Genomic DNA, 17,760 nt, shown 5'->3' with positions numbered 1-17,760 from the left:
CGAATGCCGAGTAGTCCTTTTCTCTGTAGGAGGCAAATTTGTGGCATCAACTCGCCCGTCAGCCTTGTTCAGTCACCTTCACAATACGACTCCTGTTGCGCCAAACCCGATAGGCGCGAATGCCCGCCCGCACCGAGCCGAACAGCAGTTTGTCTTCCATCTCGCGGGCCATCCCCGAGCGCACCAGCATGCGCAGGAAGGTGCCGCGGGCGCGGGCGATGGCGAAGAAGATGCCCTGGGCGGCCAGGGTGTCGCGCACTTCGCGCAGGGCGGCGATGCCGCTGACGTCGATGCTGGTTACCGCTTCGGCATCGAACAGCACGGCCTTGGGCTGGTCCTGGCTCTGCACCGCCTCGAGCAGGCGCATCTTGAAGTAGTCGGCGTTGAAGAACAGGATCGCGTCGTCGAAGCGGTACACCACCAGGCCTGGCACGGTGCGGGCATCCTTGTGTTTGCGGATGTCCACCTGGCCTTCGGTGCCCGGCAGCCAGCCCAGCACCGCGTCGGTGGGCTGATAGATGCTGTACAGCAGGCGCAGGATCGCCAGGGTCACGGCGAACACGATACCGGGCAGCACACCCAGGCTCAGAACGCCGACCGTGGTCAGCAGGCACAGCCAGAACTCGAAGCGGCTCAGGCGGCGAATGTGCCCCAGCGACTTGATGTCGATCAGCCCCCAGCCGGCCATCAGCAGTACGGCGCCCAGCGCGGCCTGCGGGATCCACGCCATCGGCGCGGTGAAGAACAGCAGGATCAGGGCGATGACCAGCGCGGCGATGATGCCCACCAGTTGGCTCTTGCCACCGACCATGTCGTTGACCGCCGTGCGCGAGTCTGCGCCGCTGATGGCAAAACCCTGGGAAACGCCGGCAGCCAGGTTGCTTACGCCCAGGGCGACGAATTCGTGGTTGGCGTTGATCGCGTAGCCGTGCCGGGCGGCAAAGCTGCGTGCGGTAAGCATGGCGCTGCAGAAGCTGACGGTGGCGATACCCAGGGCGTCGCGCAGCAGGCTTTTCATTTCTGCCAGGTTACTGTGTGGCCAGGCCAGCTGCGGGATGCCGGCAGGCACCGGGCCGAGAATGGCGACGCCGAAGCGGTCGAGGCCGAACAGGCCGACCAGCAACATGAACAGCGCCACCACCGTCAGCGCTGCAGGCAGGCGGGGGTAGCGCCGTGGCAGCCAGATCAGCAGGCCCAGTGCGGCGAGGCCGATGAGCAGCGTCACCCAGTGGATTTCGCCCAGGCGCTGGAAGAAGTTGATCAGGCTGAGGATGAAGCCGTCGCCCTCGATCTTGAACCCCACCACCTTGGACAACTGCCCGGCGATCAGGCTCAGGCCGATACCGTTGAGATAGCCGATCAGGATCGGCCGCGAGAAGAAGCTGGCGATGAACCCGGCCCGGGCCACCCCGGCCGCGATCAGCATTACCCCGACCAGCAAGGTGACGATCACCGACAGTTCGGCAATGCGGTGCGGCTCGCCCATGGCCAACGGCGCCACGGCGCCGGCGATCATCGCGCAGGTGGCGGCGTCAGGGCCTACCATCAGCTGGCGCGAGCTGCCGATCAGGGCGTAGACCATCATCGGCAGCACACAGGCGTACAGGCCGTACTGCGGCGGCAGGCCGACGATCTGCGCGTAGGCGATGGCTATGGGAATCTGGATCGCTGCCACCGAGAGGCCGGCCTGCAGGTCGGCGTGGAACCACTCGCGGCGGTAGTGCAGCAGGTTGGCAAGGCCCGGTAGCCAGCGGGAGAGAAACATGCGTCGTCCTTTCGAAATGCTTCACGAATCCATCCACGCATTGAAGCGGATCGGCAGGCAAATGGCCATGGGGCAGATCAAAGGGAGGGGGAGAAACGAAAAAAGGAGCCTGGGCTCCTTTTGACAGCGATGACGTTGCGGGAACGCCATGCGGGAATGCGATGTGGAGCGGGTAGAGGGAATCGAACCCTCAACTAAAGCTTGGGAAGCTTTCGTTTTGCCACTAAACTATACCCGCGTTTGCGCAGCACTTTTTACCAGAACCCTCAACGAATTAGAAGCCCAAGTTATAAAAAAGCTTGTCGGCGCCCCCTGGCTTGCGGGTCTCATCCACAGGACGCCGAGCTGCTCAGATGGCCAATGCATGCTGCCCCTGTTTTACAGGCTGGTAACGGTGACGAGGTTCACGCATGGTTGGCTTCAGGAACCCCAGCATGACGCTGCGGGTGTCCTCGCAAGCGGTCTTGTTTTCCATGTCCAGGAAGTGGCCTGCGTCGCGGATCACGCTGAAGTGGCTGCGGCCCACGTGCTTGCTGAACTGCCGCGCATCTTCGACCGTGGTGTACTCGTCGCGGTCGCCGTTGATGAACAGCACCGGGATGTCGATATTGCGTGCACCATCCAGCGCCCGCTCCAGGTCATGTTGCAGCACCTCGTTGATGTGGAAGTGCATCTGCGCGTACTCGTGGCTGTCCAGGCTGCTGACGTGGCGGTAGTTGAAGCGCTTGAACAGTGACGGCAGGTGCTTGCCGATGGTGTCGTTGACCAGGTTGCCGACCTGATAGCGGTCGCAGGCGGCCAGGTACTGGCAACCACGGTCCAGGTAGTCGCGCATCGGTTCGTTGATCACCGGTGAGAACGAACTCACTACAGCTTTCTTCACGTGCCGCGGCTGGTGCGCCAGCGCCAGCAGCGTACTTGCGCCACCCCACGAGAACGACATCACGTGGTCTGCCTGGAAGTGCTCGATCAGCTCAAGGAGAATATGCGCTTCGGTCTCCTTGCTGATAAGGCGTTCCTGGCGATTGTGCGGTTTGGATTTGCCCGCGTATGGCTGGTCGAACAGTACTACGTTGAACTGCGGGTGCAGGTTACGTACCGTTTGGGCGAACGAGGCCGTGGTGGCCAGCGAGCCATTGATCAGGATGATCGTATTCTCGGCCGCATCCGCGCGATAGAACTCCGTGTAAACCCGATACTGACCTTGGATATCAAGTACAGCGATTTCTGGCCTCATGTCATCGACTCCTGGCGCAAAAAGGGTATTCGCGTCACCTAGGGTGCACGTTCTTTATGACAGGTAGGCATTTGCCTGAAGAGATACCGGGGGGCCCTGTGTCGATCCTTGGCACTTGCGTCGACGGTATTGTTTTTGGCGGGCAATTTGCCGTGCCCCAAGGCATCGAGGCCCTGGGTGGCCGGCAAAAGGTGTCTTCGACTGCGGGTGTGACTTGGTAGTCACATGCAGACTGACGATTTGGATTCAAGCAGTGGGTCGGGGATCCCGCAAGTGCCGTTCGGGGGAAAATGTGACTTTTGTCGCTGAGCGGTCGTATGACGACCCTGATCTGTCTGGTCCGGCCTCTTCGCGGGCTCGCCCGCTCCCACAGGGATCACACCAGCCCGGAGGCCTGTGGTGTACCTGTGGGAGCGGGCGTGCCCGCGAAGAGGCCGGTACAGGCTGTCTAGACCGTCGCTATTTCATCCGCCGTCAGCTCACGAAACGCCCCTGGCGCCAACCCCGGGTCCAGCCGGATCGCCCCCATGCTCTCCCGATGCAACCCCACCACCTTGTTGTCGAAATGGCCGAACATGCGCTTCACCTGGTGATAGCGCCCTTCGACGATCGCCAGCCGTGCCTGGCGCGGCCCGAGGATGTCCAGTTGGGCGGGCAGGGTGGTGAGGTCTTCGAAGGCGAAGTAGAAACCCTCCAGGAACTTGGCCACATAGTGCTCGCCAATCTCGTCCTCGGTTTCCACCAGGTAGTGCTTGGGCAGCTTGGTCGCGGGCTGGGTAAGCCGCCGTGACCATTGGCCATCGTTGGTCAGGATCATCAGGCCGGTGGTGTTGAAGTCCAGGCGCCCGGCAATGTGCAGGTCCTCACGCAACGCGGCGGGCAGGAGGTCGAGCACAGTGCGGTGTTGCGGGTCCTGGGTGGCGCTGACGCAGCCAGCGGGCTTGTGCAGCATCAGGTAGCGCGCCGGGCGGCCAGCCTGCAGCAGCTGGTCGTCCAGCTCCACGCGGCTGAATTCGCGCACCTCGGCCAGCGGGTCGCTGACCACCTGGCCATCCAGCCGCACACGGCGTTGCGCCAGCATCAGACGGACTTGCTGGCGGTTGTGGCTGGGCAGGTTGGCGAGGAAACGGTCGAGGCGCATGGCAAACGGTCAGTCGGAAGCGGGGGAGCGAAGTTGTTCTTCGACGGCGGCGCAGCGCGGGCACAGGCAGGCTTTGTCGCGCAGCTCGGCGGGCAAGGCCTCGAGCACGGCAGGGTCGATGGTCACGCTGTAACACCAGCAGGCCTGGGTGGCCCGGCGCGGGTCGGCCAGGCTGCACTGGTTGAGGGCGCCACAAGCGGGGCAGTGCTGGTTGTCGGGCATGGCTGCCGCTCACCTGTATCAAATTGTTGCAGAAATGGCACTGCACCTTGGCGGCACTGTCTTATTCAATGTCGATGATCGCATTTCGCATCGATGCTCGCCAGCGCCGCTGTTCGGGCACTCCAGCGGTCCAGGAGGCCGCCATGTCCTATCGAATCCTGTTGATCGCCCTGCTGGGGCTGATGACTTCCGCCTGCGTTCCGTATTACGAGAGCGGGGGCTATTACCGGTCGGACCACTACTATTCCGACCGTTATGTGTCACCGGATTATTACCGCTATGACCGCTATTACGTAACGCCGCAACAGCGCTATTACTACCAGCCGGCGCCGCGTTACTACTACCGCTCGGCGCCTGCGCCTCACTACCGGTCTCATCCACAGCCGGGGATTAAGCAGTGGCATGGCAACCCACGCTATGACTATGGCAACCGCCAGCGGTATGACTATGGGCGCGACCGTGACCGTCATGATTATCGCGGTGGCAGCCAGCGCTACCAGCAGAATGACCGTTGGCACTCCAACGGCCGTGGGGATGGTGACCGGCGCGGGGACGGGCGGCGTGGGCATGGGCAAGGGGGGAATTGGCAGCGGTAGATGAATTGACATTCGGGGGCGCGTTGCGCCCCTTTCGCGACGCAAGGCCGCTCCCACAGGGGACCGCGATCCGCTTGTAGGAGCGGCCTTGTGTCGCGATGGGCTGCAAGGCAGCCCCAGTTTCTCGAAGCTACCCGAGATCCGCCAGCGGATGCCGACCCTCCCACACTTTGGCAAAATGCGCCTCCACCACCGCCGCCGGCACTTGCGCCACATCGGGCCAGTGCCAGTGCGGCTGGTTGTCCTTGTCCAGCAAGCGCGCACGCACGCCTTCGCTGAATTCCGGGTGGCGGCAGCAGTTCAGGCTCATGCTGTACTCCATCTGAAACACCTGCGCCAACGACAGGTGGCGTGCCCGGCGGATCTGTTCCCACACCAGGTGTGCGGTCAGCGGGCAACCTTCATGCAACCGTTGGCCGGCATCTGCCAGCAGCGGGTCGTCGTGGTGCTTGAGCCCCTCGAGCGCACGCCAGGCGGCTGCTGCGTCGGCCACGTCGAGCAACTGATCGATCACCTGTCGCCGCGGCAGCCACCGGGCTTCGGGCAACTCGGCGCAGGCGCGGTGCTGTTCGGCCTTGAGCAGGCTGTTCAGTTGCAGGGCAGTCTGTTCCTGCCAGTTCAGTTGCAGCAGTTCTTCGATCAGCGCCTCTTGCTGGTACTCACCCAGAAAGCGGTCGGCCAGGCCGAGGTCCAAGGCGTCGTGGGCATTGATCGGCGCGCCTGTCAGGCCGAGGAACAACCCCAGCTTGCCCGGCAGGCGGGCAAGGAACCAGCTGGCGCCCACGTCCGGGTACAGGCCGATGCTGATTTCCGGCATGGCCAGCCGACTGCTGGGGGTGACGATACGTACATTGGCGCCCTGCAGCAGGCCCATGCCGCCGCCCAGCACATGCCCGTGCCCCCAGCACAGCAGCGGCTTGGGATAGGTGTGCAGGGCAAAGTCCAGGCGATATTCGGCGGCGAAGAAGGTGGCGGCCAGCGGGGGGACGCTGCCGGGGTGGTCGCGGCAGGCTTGCACCAGCGCACGCACATCGCCGCCGGCGCAGAAGGCCTTGGCCCCATTGCCGCGCAGCAGCACGCAGACGATCCCGGGGTCGCGAGCCCAGGCGTGCAACTGTTCGCCCAATACCTCGATCATCGGCAGGTTCAGGGCATTGAGCGCCTTGGGCGCATCCAGGGTGGCGATGCCGATGCGGGCGCCATCGGCGCCGGTGAGTACCTCGCAATGAATGGTCATGGACTACCTCGCGCAAGTCATCGGACAAGTATGGCTTGCCTGGCCGAACATGCCGGTCGTCGGTCGGATCGTTTGACAAGCGGGAAGGGCTTACCTAGTGTCGCGCCATTGTTTATGGAAGGCCCCATGACTGACGACGATCGCATCAAACTCGAACCCAGCTGGAAGGCCGCCTTGCGCGCCGAATTCGACCAGCCCTACATGCATCAGCTGCGCGAGTTCCTGCGCGGCGAGTACGCCGCCGGCAAAGAGATCTACCCGCCAGGGCCGTTGATCTTCAATGCGCTCAACTCGACGCCGCTGGACCAGGTGAAGGTGGTCATCCTCGGCCAGGACCCGTACCACGGGCCGGGCCAGGCGCATGGCCTGTGCTTCTCGGTGCAGCCGGGCGTGGCCACGCCACCATCGCTGGTCAACATCTACAAGGAGCTGCAGCGCGACCTGAACATCCCGATTGCCAACCATGGCTACCTGCAGAGCTGGGCCGAGCAGGGCGTGCTGTTGCTCAACACGACCATGACCGTGGAGCGCGCCAATGCCGCGTCGCATGCCAAGAAGGGCTGGGAGTTCTTTACCGACCGGGTCATCCAGGTGGTCAGCGAGCAGTGCCCGAACGTGGTGTTCCTGCTGTGGGGCTCGCATGCGCAAAGCAAGCAGAAGCTGATCGACGGGACCAAGCATCTGGTGCTGAAATCGGTGCATCCATCGCCGTTGTCGGCTTACCGTGGGTTCCTGGGATGCGGGCATTTCAGCCGGGCCAACAGTTTCCTCCAGCAGCGCGGGCTGGCGCCGATCAACTGGGCGTTGCCGCCATTGTAATGGCCTGACATACCGCGTTGCCGTCTTCGCGGGTGAACCCGCTCCCACAGGTACTGCACTACCCTCAGGGCTTGTGTGGTCCCTGTGGGAGCGGGTTTACCCGCGAAGAGGCCGTCACAGTCATTCCGGGGTTGCGTTCCACACCCGGAACAACGGCTCTGCCAGAAACAGCACGAACAACAAGCGCATCACCTGCAGCGCCGTCACCAGCGGCACCGACAGTTGCAGGGTCTCTGCCGTCAGGCTCATCTCGGCAATTCCGCCCGGCATCATCCCCAATGTCAGCGAGCGCAGATCCAGCGCGGTCATGACGCTCAATACCCAAGCGGCGCTGCCGGCAATTGCCATGCACAACGCCGTGGCCACCAGGGTACGCCCCAGGAACGACGGTGCGCGGCGGAAGAACGCGCGGTTGAAGTGGCAGGCCAGGCCACTGCCGATCAACCACTGGCCGATCTGGCTGGCGCCATTGGGCAGGGTTATCTGCAGGTTGCCCGCCAGGCTCACGGTGGCTGCCACCAGCAATGGCCCGAACAGCCACGGGTTGGGCTGGCGCAAGCGCTGCCAGAGCAGGGCGACGGCAACGCCCAGCGGCGCAATCAGCGCCAGCCAGCCCCAGCTCACACTGCCGGTGTGATTCAGCGGTACCCCGTCACCCAGCAGGAACTTGAACAGCGCCGGCACGCACAGTACCACCGCCAGCACGCGCAGGCTCTGCGCCGCCGCTACCTGGCTGAGCACCGCGCCGTTGCGCGCGCCAAGGTTGACCATCTCCCCCGAACCGCCCGGCATGCTGGCAAAGAACGCCGTGGCACGGTCTTCACCGGTGCGCCGCAACAGCCATACGCTGATCACGCTGGACAGGGTGGTGAACAGCGCGCCGAAAAAGATCAGTGCGAAATGGCTGGCCACCTGCTCGATCACCGCCGGGGTGAAGTGCAGGCCGATACCGATGCCGATGATCCACTGCCCGCATTTGCGACCATTGGGGATTTCCGGCAGCTGCCAGGGTGTCAGGCAGCGCACCAGGATGATCGCCAGCAACGAGCCGACCATCCACGGCAAAGGCCAGCCGACCTTGCTGGCGGCAAAACCGCCAGCGAGGCCGACCAGCCCGGTCGCGACAAACAACGGCAACGAGCGATCAGGCATCGGCCATCGCCCGGCGCTGCTGGCTGCGTTTGCGCCAGATGCGCAGCAGCGGCAGGGTCAGCATGCAAATGGTCAGTACCCATACCGACATGCTGATCGGGCTCGACCAGAGGATGCCCAGTTCGCCGTTGGAGATCGACAGCGCCCGGCGCAGGTTCTGCTCCATCAGCCCACCGAGGATGAAGCCGAGCAGGATCGGCGACAGCGGGAAGTCCAGCTTGCGCAGGATATAGCCCATGATGCCGATGCCGACCATCAGGAACAGGTCGAAGGTGGTGGCATGCACGGCGTACACCCCGATCCCCGTGATGATGGCGATCACCGGCACCAGCGCCCAGTTCGGCACGGCGAGGATGCGGGTGAAGATGCGGATCATCGGGATGTTGAGGATCACCAGCATGATGTTGGCGATGAACAGCGAGGCGATCAGGCCCCAGACGATGTCTGGCTGCTGTTCGAACAGCAGTGGGCCCGGGGTGATGTTGTACAAGGTCAGTGCGCCGATCATAACCGCAGTGGTGCCCGAGCCGGGTACGCCCAGGGTCAGCATCGGTACCAGGGCGCCACAGCAGGAGGCGCCGATGGCGGTTTCCGGGGCGGCCAGGCCGCGGGCGTCGCCCTTGCCGAACTTGCCCTTGTCACCTGCCAGGCGTTTTTCGGTCATGTAGGCCACGGCGCTGGCCAGTGTTGCACCGGCGCCAGGCAGCACACCCATGATGAAGCCCAGCAGGCCGCAGCGGATGTTGACCACGAACACCGAGGCCGCTTCCTTGAAGTTGAACAGCATGCGCCCGGTAGCCTTGACTGCCTGGTGGCCATGGTGGGTCTTTTCCAGCAGCAGGAGGATTTCGCTGATGGAGAACAGGCCCAGCACCAGCACCACGAACTGGATGCCGTCGGCCAGATGCACGCTGTCGCCGGTGAAGCGGTACACGCCACTGTTGGCATCGATGCCGACTGCCGACAGGAACAGGCCGATCAGTGCGGCAATGAAGGTTTTCAGCGGCTTGTCGCCGGCCATGCCACCGAGGGCGACGATGGCGAACACCATCAGCACGAAGTACTCCGCCGGGCCGAAGGCGATTGCCCATTTCGCCAGCAGCGGGGCAAACAGCACCATGCCGCAGGTGGCGATCAGCGCACCGATGAACGAACTCCAGGCCGACAGCGACAGCGCTACGCCAGCCAGGCCATTGCGGGCCATAGGGTAGCCGTCGAGGGTGGTCATCACGGTCGAGGCTTCGCCGGGGATGTTCAGCAGGATCGAACTGATGCGCCCACCGTACTCACAGCCCAGGTACACCGCCGCCAGCAGGATCAGCGCCGACTCCGGCGGCAGGCCGAGGGCGAAGGCGATGGGAATCAGCAAGGCCACGCCGTTGATCGGGCCCAGGCCCGGCAGCAGGCCGACCACGGTGCCGATCAGCGTGCCGGAGAGGGCGGTGACCAGGTTGTAGGGGGACAGGGCGACGCCGAAGCCCTGGCCCAGGTAGCTCAAGGTATCCATGTGTCAGTTCTCCAGTACGCTCAGCAGGCCAAGGGGCAGGGGCACGTCCATCACGCGGTCGAACAGCCAGTAGAGGAACAGGCTCATGCCCACCACCACGATGGCGCTGTGCAGCCAGCGGCCGCCGTACAGGCGGGCCATGGGCACACCGACCAGGATGGCGCTGAGGATGAAGCCCAGGGCTTCGAAGGTGCTGGCGAAAACGATCAGCAGGCCGACGCAGGCGGTGATCTTGATCAGGGTTTCGCGGTCCAGTTCCGGTTCGTCGTCCTTGCGCACGATGGGCGTGGGGCGGAACACCAGGTACAGCAGGCCCAGGCAAAGCAGGCCGAGCATCAACAGCGGGTAGGCGCGCGGGCCCACCGGTTCATAGGAAAACGCCGCCTGGTAAGGCCAGGCCATCACGGCCAGGGCGGCGCACACCGCCAGCAGGGCCAGGGCGAAGATGCGTTGCAGGATCATGAAGGAATCCTCGTTGGGATCACTCAAGCGAGATGCAAATCCTGTGGGAGCGGCCTTGCGTCGCGATCGGGCGCGAAGCGGCCGCAAAACCTGCCACTGCGATCTGTCTGAAGCATCGCATCGGCTGAGACAGGGGCCGCTGTGCGGCCCATCGCGACACAAGGCCGCTCCCACAGGGATTGTGGTAACTCCGGCCAGTGTTACTGGATCAGGCCAAACTCCCTGGCCAGTGCCTTGTAGTCAGCCACTTGCTTCTTCACATAGCCGTCCAGCTCTGCGCCGGTCATGGCGAAGGGGAACAGTTCGCGCTGGTCACGCAGCTTGGCGAAGTCTTCCGAGGCCAGCATCTTGTCGAATGACTGTTTCCACCAGGCGTAGTCCTCGTCGCTCACCTTTGGCCCCAGGTAGAAACCGCGTACCACCGGCCAGACGATGTCGTAGCCCTGCTCCTTGGCGGTGGGGATGTCTTTCATCTCGGGCTCGTCCAGGCGGTTTTCCGAGAACACCGCGAGGATGCGCATGTTGCCGCTCTGAATGTGCGGCATGGAGTCGGAGATGTCGGTCGAGCCTACCTGGATATGCCCGCCCAGCAACGCCGTGGCGATTTCGCCGCCGCCTTCCAGGGCCACGTAGCGCAGGTCACGCGGGTTGATGCCGGCGGCCTTGGCGATCAGGGCGGTCTGCATCCAGTCCTGGCTGCCGACGGTACCGCCGGAGCCGATCACCACCTTGCTCGGGTCTTTCTTCAACGCCGCGACCAGGTCGTCGAGGGTCTTGTAGGGCGAGTCGCTTTTCACTGCGATGGCGCCGTAGCTGGTGCCGACTGCGGCCAGCCATTTCACCGCGTTCTCGTCGAAGCGGCCGAATTTGCCCTGGGCCAGGTTCAGCAGCGAGCCGCTGGACCAGGCCACCAGGGTGCCGGCATCGGCCGGGCGCTGGGCGACCACGGCGTTGTAGGCCACCGCGCCGACACCGCCGGGCATGTAGGTGACGCGCATCGGCTTGGTGAGGATCTTTTCCTGCACCAGAGCGCTCTGCACCAGTTTGCAGGTCAGGTCGAAGCCGCCGCCGGGCGAGGCGGGGGCAATGCATTCGGGGCGTTTCGGTTCGGCAGCGAGGGCGTTGCCGGCCAACAGCAGGCAGCCGGTAGCGAGGACGAGGCGGCGCAGTGAAAAGGTCATCGTCTATCTCCGTGAGCGTTGTTGTTATCAAGTTATCGCTATGGGGTTACCACAGCGCCACGCTGTAGCTCACCAGCAGCCGCACCTCGTCCGCGTCGCGGGCGAAGTTGGAGCGGAAGGTGGCGTTGCGCAGGCGCACGGCGACGTTCTTCAACGGGCCGCTTTGTACCACGTACTTCAGTTCGGTGTTGCGCTCCCACTCCTTGCCCTCGCCGCCGGCCGCGCGGCTGACGTTGTCGCCGCTGATGTAGCGAGTCATGAAGGTCAGGCCGGGCACGCCGAGTGCGGCGAAGTTGTAGTCGTAGCGTGCCTGCCAGGAGCGCTCGTCGGCGCCGGCGAAGTCGTTGATCTGGACGAAGTTGACCAGGTACGGGTCGGCACCATCGACGTACGGGAAGGCGCTGTCGCCGGACAGCTGCTGCCAGGCGGCGCTGACCTTGTGCCCGCCCAGGGCGTAGCTGAGCATGCCGTTGACGGTGGTGTTGTCGATGTTACCGGCCTTGGCGGCGCCAGCGTCGTCACTCACGGCCAGGCGCAGGTCGGCGCCGAAGGTGCCCGGGCCCCATGGCTGGGTGGCGACCATGCCGATGAAGTGCTGGCGGTAGATATCGTCGAGCTGGGCAAAGTGGTAGCTGCCGGTGATGCGATCGGTGAACTGGTAGTCGAGGCCGGCCAGGTCCAGGTTGTCGGCGCTGAACGAGCCACCGAAGCGGCCGTTCTTGTTGTTCAGGGCCAGGTCTTCCCAGTTGGTGTCGTTGCGGTCCTTGGCCTTGTCCAGTCGGCCGCCGGTGAAGGTCAGGCCCTTGACCTCCTTCGAGGTGAGCAGGCCGCCTTCGAAGGTTTGCGGCAGGATGCGCCCATCGTTGGGCTGCAGGGTTGGCAGTTCGGGGATCAGCGTGCCGATCTTCAGTTCGGTCTGCGACACCTTCACCTTGCCGGTCAGGCCGAGCTTGGAGTACTCGTCGGCGGCCTTGCCGTCATCGTGGGTCGGCAGCAGGCCGGTGTCGGTGCGGTCGGGGCTGGAGTCGAGCTTGATGCCGAGCATGCCCAGCGCATCCAGGCCGAAGCCCACGGTGCCATGGGTGTAGCCAGACTCGAAGTTGAGCATGAAGCCCTGGGCCCACTCGTCGCGCTTGGATTGCTGCGCACTGGTGCCGTCGCGGAAATCGCGGTTGAAGTACATGTTGCGGGTTTCGAAGGTGGCCGTGCTGTCTTCGAAGAAGGCGGCCTGGCTCATCGGGGCGACACCGGCAAGCGCAAGGGCGCTGGCGATGGCGGAGGGGCGTGCGGCAAAGGAACGGGTAGGCGCGAACGCCTGCGGCTGCGATGACAGCATCACTGATGGCTCCGTTTATTGTTCTTATTCGTTGCACCTTGCTGGTGCTTTTTTCGGCGCGAAGGGCGACCGTGGTGCGATGCTAGGTAACCAACCTTTCGCTAACCTTTCAGCGTGAAAGGTTTGTTGACAGGGCTTCACAGGCCTGCCGACAGCGGTACACTCCGCGCCACCGTCCCACCCGAGCAGGGAGAATCCGATGCGTGTGCTGCTGGTCGAAGACCACCTGCAACTGGCCGAAAGCGTGGCCCAGGCCTTGAAAAGCCATGGCCTGACCGTGGATGTGCTGCATGACGGCGTGGCCGCCGACCTGGCCCTGGCCAGCGAGGAATACGCCGTGGCCGTGCTGGATGTCGGCTTGCCGCGCATGGACGGCTTCGAGGTGCTGGCGCGCCTGCGCGGCCGTGGCAAGACCCTGCCGGTGCTGATGCTGACCGCGCGCAGTGACGTCAAGGACCGGGTCCACGGGCTGAACCTGGGCGCCGACGACTACCTGGCCAAGCCGTTCGAGCTGACCGAACTGGAGGCACGGGTCAAGGCCCTGCTGCGGCGCAGCGTGCTCGGTGGCGAGCGCCAGCAAAGCTGCGGGCCGCTGGTGTACGACCTGGACACCCGGCGCTTTGCCCTGGGTGGCGAAAACCTGACCCTGACCTCGCGCGAACAGAGCGTACTGGAAGCGCTGATCGCCCGACCGGGCCGGGTGATGAGCAAGGAGCAACTGGCCGCCCAGGTGTTCGGCCTGGACGAAGAAGCCAGCCCCGACGCCATCGAAATCTACATCCACCGCCTGCGCAAGAAGCTCGACGGCCACCCGGTGGCCATCGTCACCTTCCGTGGCCTGGGCTACCTGCTCGAGCACCGCGATGCGTGACAACGGCAGCCTGCGCGGGCGCTTGCTCGGCAACCTGGCCTTGTTGCTGGTGGTGTTGATGCTGGCGAGCGGCCTGAGCGCTTATTGGAATGGCCGCGAGGCCGCCGACACCGCCTACGACCGGACCCTGCTGGCCTCGGCGCGGACCATTGCCGCAGGTCTGTCCCAGCGTGACGGCTCGCTGAGCGCAGATGTGCCCTACGTGGCCCTGGACACCTTCGCCTACGACAGTGCCGGGCGCATCTACTACCAGGTGCTGGACATCCAGCAGCGGCTGATTTCCGGCTACGAGAACCTGCCAGCGCCGCCGCCGGGCACACCGCGTACCGACGATTACCCGGCGCTGGCGCGGTTCTACAACGCCACCTACCTGGGCCAGGACGTGCGCGTGGTCAGCCTGCTGAAGCCAGTGAGCGAGCCGAACATGAACGGCATGGCGGAAATCCGTGTGGCCGAGACCGAGGAAGCGCGGGTGCGCATGGCCCGTGGCCTGATGGCCGATACCCTGCTGCGCCTGGGGATGCTGGCACTGGGCGCGCTGGTGATGGTGTGGTTTGCCGTGAGTGCCGCGTTGCGGCCGCTGGAGCGCCTGCGCACGGCGGTGGAAGAGCGCCAGCCGGACGACCTACGGGCCTTGCCGGTGGTGCAGGTGCAGCGTGAGCTGGGCCCACTGGTGCGGGCTTTGAACCATTTCACCGAGCGTTTGCGCGGCCAGTTCGAGCGCCAGGCGCAGTTCATCGCCGACGCCGCCCACGAGTTGCGCACGCCACTGGCCGCGCTGAAGGCACGTGTCGAGCTGGGCCTGCGTTCGGCCGAGCCGCAGGAGTGGCGGCAGACACTGGAGTCCGCGGCCCAGGGCACTGACCGCCTGACCCACCTGGCCAACCAGCTGCTGTCGCTGGCGCGGGTCGAGAACGGTGCGCGGGCGATTGCCGAAGGCGGGGCGCAGCGCCTGGACCTGAGCCAGTTGGCTCGTGAGCTGGGCATGGCCATGGCACCGCTGGCGCACAAGCGCGGGGTGGCGCTGGCCCTGGAGGCCGAGGCGCCGGTGTGGCTGAAGGGGGAGCCGACGCTGCTCAACGAGCTGTTGAGCAACCTGGTGGACAATGCCTTGGCGCATACGCCGGCTGGCGGCAACGTGATCTTGCGGGTGCTGGCGCCGGCGGTGCTTGAGGTGGAGGACGACGGGCCGGGGATTCCCGAGGCTGAGCGTGAGCGGGTATTCGAGCGCTTCTACCGGCGCAGTGCGCAGGGCAGTGGGCTTGGCTTGGCGATTGTCGGCGAGATCTGCCGGGCGCACCTGGCACAGGTGAGCCTGCATGACGGTGCGAAGGGCGGGTTGCGGGTGCGGGTGAGTTTTATCGCGGATTGATGTGTTGCCTGTACCGCCCTTTCGCGGGTGAACCCGCTCCCACAGTGACCGCGCCGCTGCTGAAGGCTGCGCTATACCTGTGGGAGCGGGTTTACCCGCGAAGAGGCCGGCACAGGCTGACACCGGTCAGCGCAACATGCTCCGCGCCTCGATCAGTTCACCTACTTCAAGCTCGGTGCCGTACGGCAGGCCCAGGTGGCGGTATGCCGGTAGTGCTGCCAGCGGCCGGTGGCGCCCGCGCTGGCTGATGCAGCGGGCGATCTGCACGATGTCGATGTAGTCGATCTTGTCAGTCTGCCGGTCCAGGTCCTGCACCTGGCTCGGCAGGTTGACCAGTTGCTCCGGAAACTCCCAGGCCTTGAGGATCTTGTCGCCCAGCACCGGCTGGATCTGCTCGATCACATAATGCAGGCACACCGGGTCGGACAGCAGTTCGTTGTGCTCTTCGGCATAGATCAGCACCGGCAGTGCGCCAATCTGGTTGACCAGCCCGCCGAGGGTGGCCTGGTCGGGCTTGAGCTGTGTAAAGCGGCGGCAGATTTCGTAGCTGATGCCCGCCACATCCAGGCTGTTGGCCCAGATATCACGTAACTTCTGCTCCACCGCCGGCGCCCGGGCGTGGAAAATCTGCTCGATCACCAGGCCAATGGCCAGGTTGCAGCTGTAGTTGATGCCCAGCCGCGTGATGGCGGTGTGCAGGTCGGTGACCTCGACCGCCGCGCGCAGCAGTGGGCTGTTGACGACCTTGATCAGGCGCGCTGAAAGGGCCGCATCGCGACCGATCACCTTGCTCAGGGCCGCTACGCTGATCTCGCTGTCTTCCGCCGCCTCGCGGATGCTCAAGGCAACCTCGGGCAGGGTCGGCAGGACCAGGTCATCCTTTTCGATGGCATCGAGCAACTGTGCTTGAACCATCTCGGCCAGCTTGTTCATGGGCGTGTCTACCGCAGTGGTGGTGCGGCCCCGCCACGTAGGCGGGGCAGGCTGGTCAACGCTGGATTTCCCGGTCGCGGTCCAGTTCGTAGGGCAGGGTCAGCACCTGCAGGCGTGGGCCTTCCAGGCTGCCCAGGTGCAGGTTGTCGTCTTCCACCGCTTCGGCGCTGAGCACGGCGAGCAGTTCGCAGCCTGTGCCGTTGCTGGCAGCAATGACCACTTCACCAACCGACGAACCATGGGTGGGCGAGAAGATCTCGGCACCCGGGGCCGGAATGGCCTGCTGGTCCAGTGCCAGGCGGTACTGGCGGCGCTTGAGCTTGCCCAGGTACTGCATGCGGGCAACGATTTCCTGACCGGTATAGCAGCCTTTCTTGAAGCTGACGCCGTCGACGGCCTGCAGGTTGATCATCTGCGGGATGAACAGCTCGCGGGTCGGCCCCATTACCTGGCCGATCCCGGCGCGAATCTGCCCCAGCAGCCAGTTGTCGAGGCTACCTTCAGGCAGTGCGGCGGCCAGCGCCTGGCGAACGCTGTCGGCTTTGTCTGCCGGTGCCCACAGCTCCACGCGGCCAGCGGACACGGCAATGGCGATCAACCCGTCGTGGCGCATGGTGCTGCCAGCTGCCGCAGGCACATCGAGCCCCAGGGCCTGCAGCGCCGCATCGCCGCCTTGCAGGCCGAAGCGTGCCCAGGCAGCGCTTTCATTGGTCAGCGTCGCCTTGGAGAACACGGCGTACTTCTTGAGGTCGGCCAGCTGGGCGTCGAGCAGCTCGCTGGCCATGGCCAGCAGGTAGCCGTTGCCTTCGGGCAGGATGCGGAAACTCGACTGCATGCGCCCCTTGACCATGCAGCGGGCGCCGAGGCTGGCGTGTTCCGGGCTGAGGTAGTTGATGTTGCAGGTCAGCTGGCCTTGCAGGAACTTGCCTGCATCGGAGCCGCGGACGGCGAGTATGCCCTCGTGGGACAGGGGGCAGAAGAAAGCGGAATCGGCCATGGGTCATCGCGGTGGCTAAAGACTGGCGGCCATCATAGAACGCCGGTAACAAAATAGGTAGGTGACTAGACCAACGCCCGGTGTCGCTTCGCTCGCCTGGCTGTATACTGGCGGGCCATTCGAGGAGGGCCCCATGGTCGAACAAACTGAACTCAACCGGCTTTTCTGGCACAGCCGCCGCGGCATGCTGGAACTGGACGTACTGTTGGTGCCTTTCACCCAGGAAGTCTACCCCACGCTCAACGAAACCGACCGCGAACTCTACGTGCGTCTGTTGAGCTGCGAGGATCAGGACATGTTCGGCTGGTTCATGGAGCGCACCGAGTCCGAAGACCCGGAGCTGCAGCGCATGGTTCGCATCATCCTGGACCGTGTCCAGCCCAAGTGAGTGCTTCGAGTGCCGCTGGCAAGGCTCGCGCCTGCTGCTGGCGGCCTACCTGGGGTGCCAGGTACTGGCGTGGTTTGCCGTATGGGCGAGCCCGCTGACCGGGTGGTCGGCCCTTGCTGTTGTCGCCGCCTGTATTGCCCACGCTGGCTGGGCCATTCCCCGACGTATTCTGCTGACGCATGAGCATGCCGTTGTTGGCCTGCGCCGTGATGTGCGCGGCTGGCAGGTGTTCAGCCGTGCCCGTGGCTGGCAGCCGGTGCGCTTGTGCCGGGACAGCGTGGCGTTGCCGGCGCTGGTGGTATTGCGCTTTGTGCGGGCGGGGCGCTGGTTGGGGGAGAGCCAATGCGTGCCACGGGATGCGCTGGGGGCTGATGAGCACAGGCGCTTGCGGGTGCGGTTGAAATTCAGCCGGCGCAGGTGGGCAGGGGTGAGCCGGGTATAAAACCATACCGAGTTGGCTTCTTCGCGGGCTTGCCCGCTCCCACAGGTACTGCGCAAGCCTGCAAGGCAGTGGGAATCCTGTGGGAGCGGGCGGGCCCGCGAA

General features: G+C 64.7%; 18 protein-coding genes and 1 tRNA gene. 6 read left to right on the top strand and 13 right to left on the bottom strand.

Going from position 1 to position 17,760, the window contains the following annotated elements:
- Positions 1 to 58: 58 nt before the first annotated feature.
- From RYH74_RS14770 to RYH74_RS14750, 5 genes are all read right to left on the bottom strand, one after another.
- The gene (locus RYH74_RS14770) at positions 59 to 1,765 is read right to left on the bottom strand and encodes a SulP family inorganic anion transporter (protein WP_075046185.1); all 1,707 of its coding nucleotides are present in this window, start codon (positions 1,763 to 1,765) and stop codon (positions 59 to 61) included.
- Positions 1,766 to 1,929: 164 nt separating this feature from the next.
- Positions 1,930 to 2,003: transfer RNA gene (locus tag RYH74_RS14765), tRNA-Gly, on the bottom strand.
- Between the two features lie 111 nt (positions 2,004 to 2,114).
- On the bottom strand, positions 2,115 to 3,002 hold the full coding sequence (gene phaG, locus RYH74_RS14760) for a (R)-3-hydroxydecanoyl-ACP:CoA transacylase (RefSeq protein WP_075046184.1): 888 nt from the start codon (positions 3,000 to 3,002) through the stop codon (positions 2,115 to 2,117).
- A gap of 448 nt (positions 3,003 to 3,450) precedes the next feature.
- The gene (locus RYH74_RS14755) at positions 3,451 to 4,143 is read right to left on the bottom strand and encodes a pseudouridine synthase (RefSeq protein WP_075046183.1); all 693 of its coding nucleotides are present in this window, start codon (positions 4,141 to 4,143) and stop codon (positions 3,451 to 3,453) included.
- 9 nt (positions 4,144 to 4,152) lie between these two features.
- Entirely contained in the window at positions 4,153 to 4,365 is a 213-nt protein-coding gene (locus RYH74_RS14750; RefSeq protein WP_015271611.1) for a cysteine-rich CWC family protein, read from the bottom strand.
- A gap of 143 nt (positions 4,366 to 4,508) precedes the next feature.
- On the opposite strand from RYH74_RS14750, the gene RYH74_RS14745 reads away from it, so the two are divergent.
- Complete coding sequence (locus RYH74_RS14745) at positions 4,509 to 4,961, top strand: hypothetical protein (RefSeq protein ID WP_286100489.1); 453 nt, start codon at positions 4,509 to 4,511, stop codon at positions 4,959 to 4,961.
- A gap of 130 nt (positions 4,962 to 5,091) precedes the next feature.
- Here the strand turns inward: RYH74_RS14745 and RYH74_RS14740 are convergent, their stop codons facing one another.
- Positions 5,092 to 6,198: an enoyl-CoA hydratase/isomerase family protein gene (locus tag RYH74_RS14740; protein ID WP_075046181.1), complete on the bottom strand. Its 1,107-nt coding sequence runs from the start codon at positions 6,196 to 6,198 to the stop codon at positions 5,092 to 5,094.
- A gap of 126 nt (positions 6,199 to 6,324) precedes the next feature.
- Between RYH74_RS14740 and ung the strand changes: the two genes are divergently transcribed.
- Positions 6,325 to 7,017 carry a uracil-DNA glycosylase gene (gene ung, locus RYH74_RS14735; protein ID WP_075046180.1) on the top strand — a complete coding sequence of 231 codons (693 nt, stop codon included), beginning with the start codon at positions 6,325 to 6,327 and terminating at the stop codon, positions 7,015 to 7,017.
- A 120-nt stretch (positions 7,018 to 7,137) separates the two neighbouring features.
- On the opposite strand, the gene RYH74_RS14730 is transcribed toward ung, so the two are convergent.
- The 5 genes from RYH74_RS14730 to RYH74_RS14710 all read right to left on the bottom strand — a co-directional run bounded on the left by RYH74_RS14730 (position 7,138) and on the right by RYH74_RS14710 (position 12,655).
- Positions 7,138 to 8,169, bottom strand: a complete 1,032-nt coding sequence (locus tag RYH74_RS14730; RefSeq protein ID WP_085614237.1) for an AbrB family transcriptional regulator — start codon at positions 8,167 to 8,169, stop codon at positions 7,138 to 7,140.
- Positions 8,162 to 9,676, bottom strand: a complete 1,515-nt coding sequence (locus RYH74_RS14725; RefSeq protein WP_025340437.1) for a tripartite tricarboxylate transporter permease — start codon at positions 9,674 to 9,676, stop codon at positions 8,162 to 8,164. Before RYH74_RS14725 ends, RYH74_RS14730 begins: the two co-directional genes overlap by 8 nt.
- Positions 9,677 to 9,679: 3 nt before the next feature.
- Entirely contained in the window at positions 9,680 to 10,138 is a 459-nt protein-coding gene (locus RYH74_RS14720) for a tripartite tricarboxylate transporter TctB family protein (protein WP_085590285.1), read from the bottom strand.
- Positions 10,139 to 10,338: 200 nt separating this feature from the next.
- On the bottom strand, positions 10,339 to 11,319 hold the full coding sequence (locus tag RYH74_RS14715; RefSeq protein ID WP_025340435.1) for a Bug family tripartite tricarboxylate transporter substrate binding protein: 981 nt from the start codon (positions 11,317 to 11,319) through the stop codon (positions 10,339 to 10,341).
- 46 nt (positions 11,320 to 11,365) lie between these two features.
- Positions 11,366 to 12,655 (bottom strand): OprD family porin, encoded by a 1,290-nt coding sequence (locus RYH74_RS14710; RefSeq protein WP_075046178.1) that lies wholly within the window; start codon positions 12,653 to 12,655, stop codon positions 11,366 to 11,368.
- Between the two features lie 199 nt (positions 12,656 to 12,854).
- Here RYH74_RS14710 and RYH74_RS14705 point away from each other — a divergent pair, with 199 nt between their 5' ends.
- On the top strand, positions 12,855 to 13,526 hold the full coding sequence (locus RYH74_RS14705) for a response regulator (RefSeq protein ID WP_075046177.1): 672 nt from the start codon (positions 12,855 to 12,857) through the stop codon (positions 13,524 to 13,526).
- Positions 13,519 to 14,898: a sensor histidine kinase gene (locus RYH74_RS14700; RefSeq protein WP_025340432.1), complete on the top strand. Its 1,380-nt coding sequence runs from the start codon at positions 13,519 to 13,521 to the stop codon at positions 14,896 to 14,898. The genes RYH74_RS14705 and RYH74_RS14700 overlap by 8 nt, the downstream gene beginning before the upstream one ends.
- A 126-nt stretch (positions 14,899 to 15,024) precedes the next feature.
- Here RYH74_RS14700 and RYH74_RS14695 read toward each other — a convergent pair whose 3' ends face one another.
- Positions 15,025 to 15,831 (bottom strand): HDOD domain-containing protein, encoded by an 807-nt coding sequence (locus RYH74_RS14695; RefSeq protein ID WP_015271603.1) that lies wholly within the window; start codon positions 15,829 to 15,831, stop codon positions 15,025 to 15,027.
- A gap of 55 nt (positions 15,832 to 15,886) precedes the next feature.
- Entirely contained in the window at positions 15,887 to 16,828 is a 942-nt protein-coding gene (locus RYH74_RS14690) for a folate-binding protein YgfZ (RefSeq protein WP_317409639.1), read from the bottom strand.
- 133 nt (positions 16,829 to 16,961) lie between these two features.
- Between RYH74_RS14690 and RYH74_RS14685 the strand changes: the two genes are divergently transcribed.
- The gene (locus RYH74_RS14685; protein ID WP_003252043.1) at positions 16,962 to 17,216 is read left to right on the top strand and encodes a succinate dehydrogenase assembly factor 2; all 255 of its coding nucleotides are present in this window, start codon (positions 16,962 to 16,964) and stop codon (positions 17,214 to 17,216) included.
- Positions 17,200 to 17,658 (top strand): protein YgfX, encoded by a 459-nt coding sequence (locus RYH74_RS14680; RefSeq protein WP_075046175.1) that lies wholly within the window; start codon positions 17,200 to 17,202, stop codon positions 17,656 to 17,658. The genes RYH74_RS14685 and RYH74_RS14680 overlap by 17 nt, the downstream gene beginning before the upstream one ends.
- The last annotated feature ends 102 nt before the right edge of the window (positions 17,659 to 17,760 follow it).

The sequence above is a fragment of the Pseudomonas sp. LSJ-87 genome, assembly GCF_032971465.1.
Taxonomy (GTDB): domain Bacteria; phylum Pseudomonadota; class Gammaproteobacteria; order Pseudomonadales; family Pseudomonadaceae; genus Aquipseudomonas; species Aquipseudomonas putida_Z.
The sequence above is the reverse complement of the archived record's forward strand: the minus strand, read 5'-3'. Positions and strand labels throughout refer to the sequence as shown.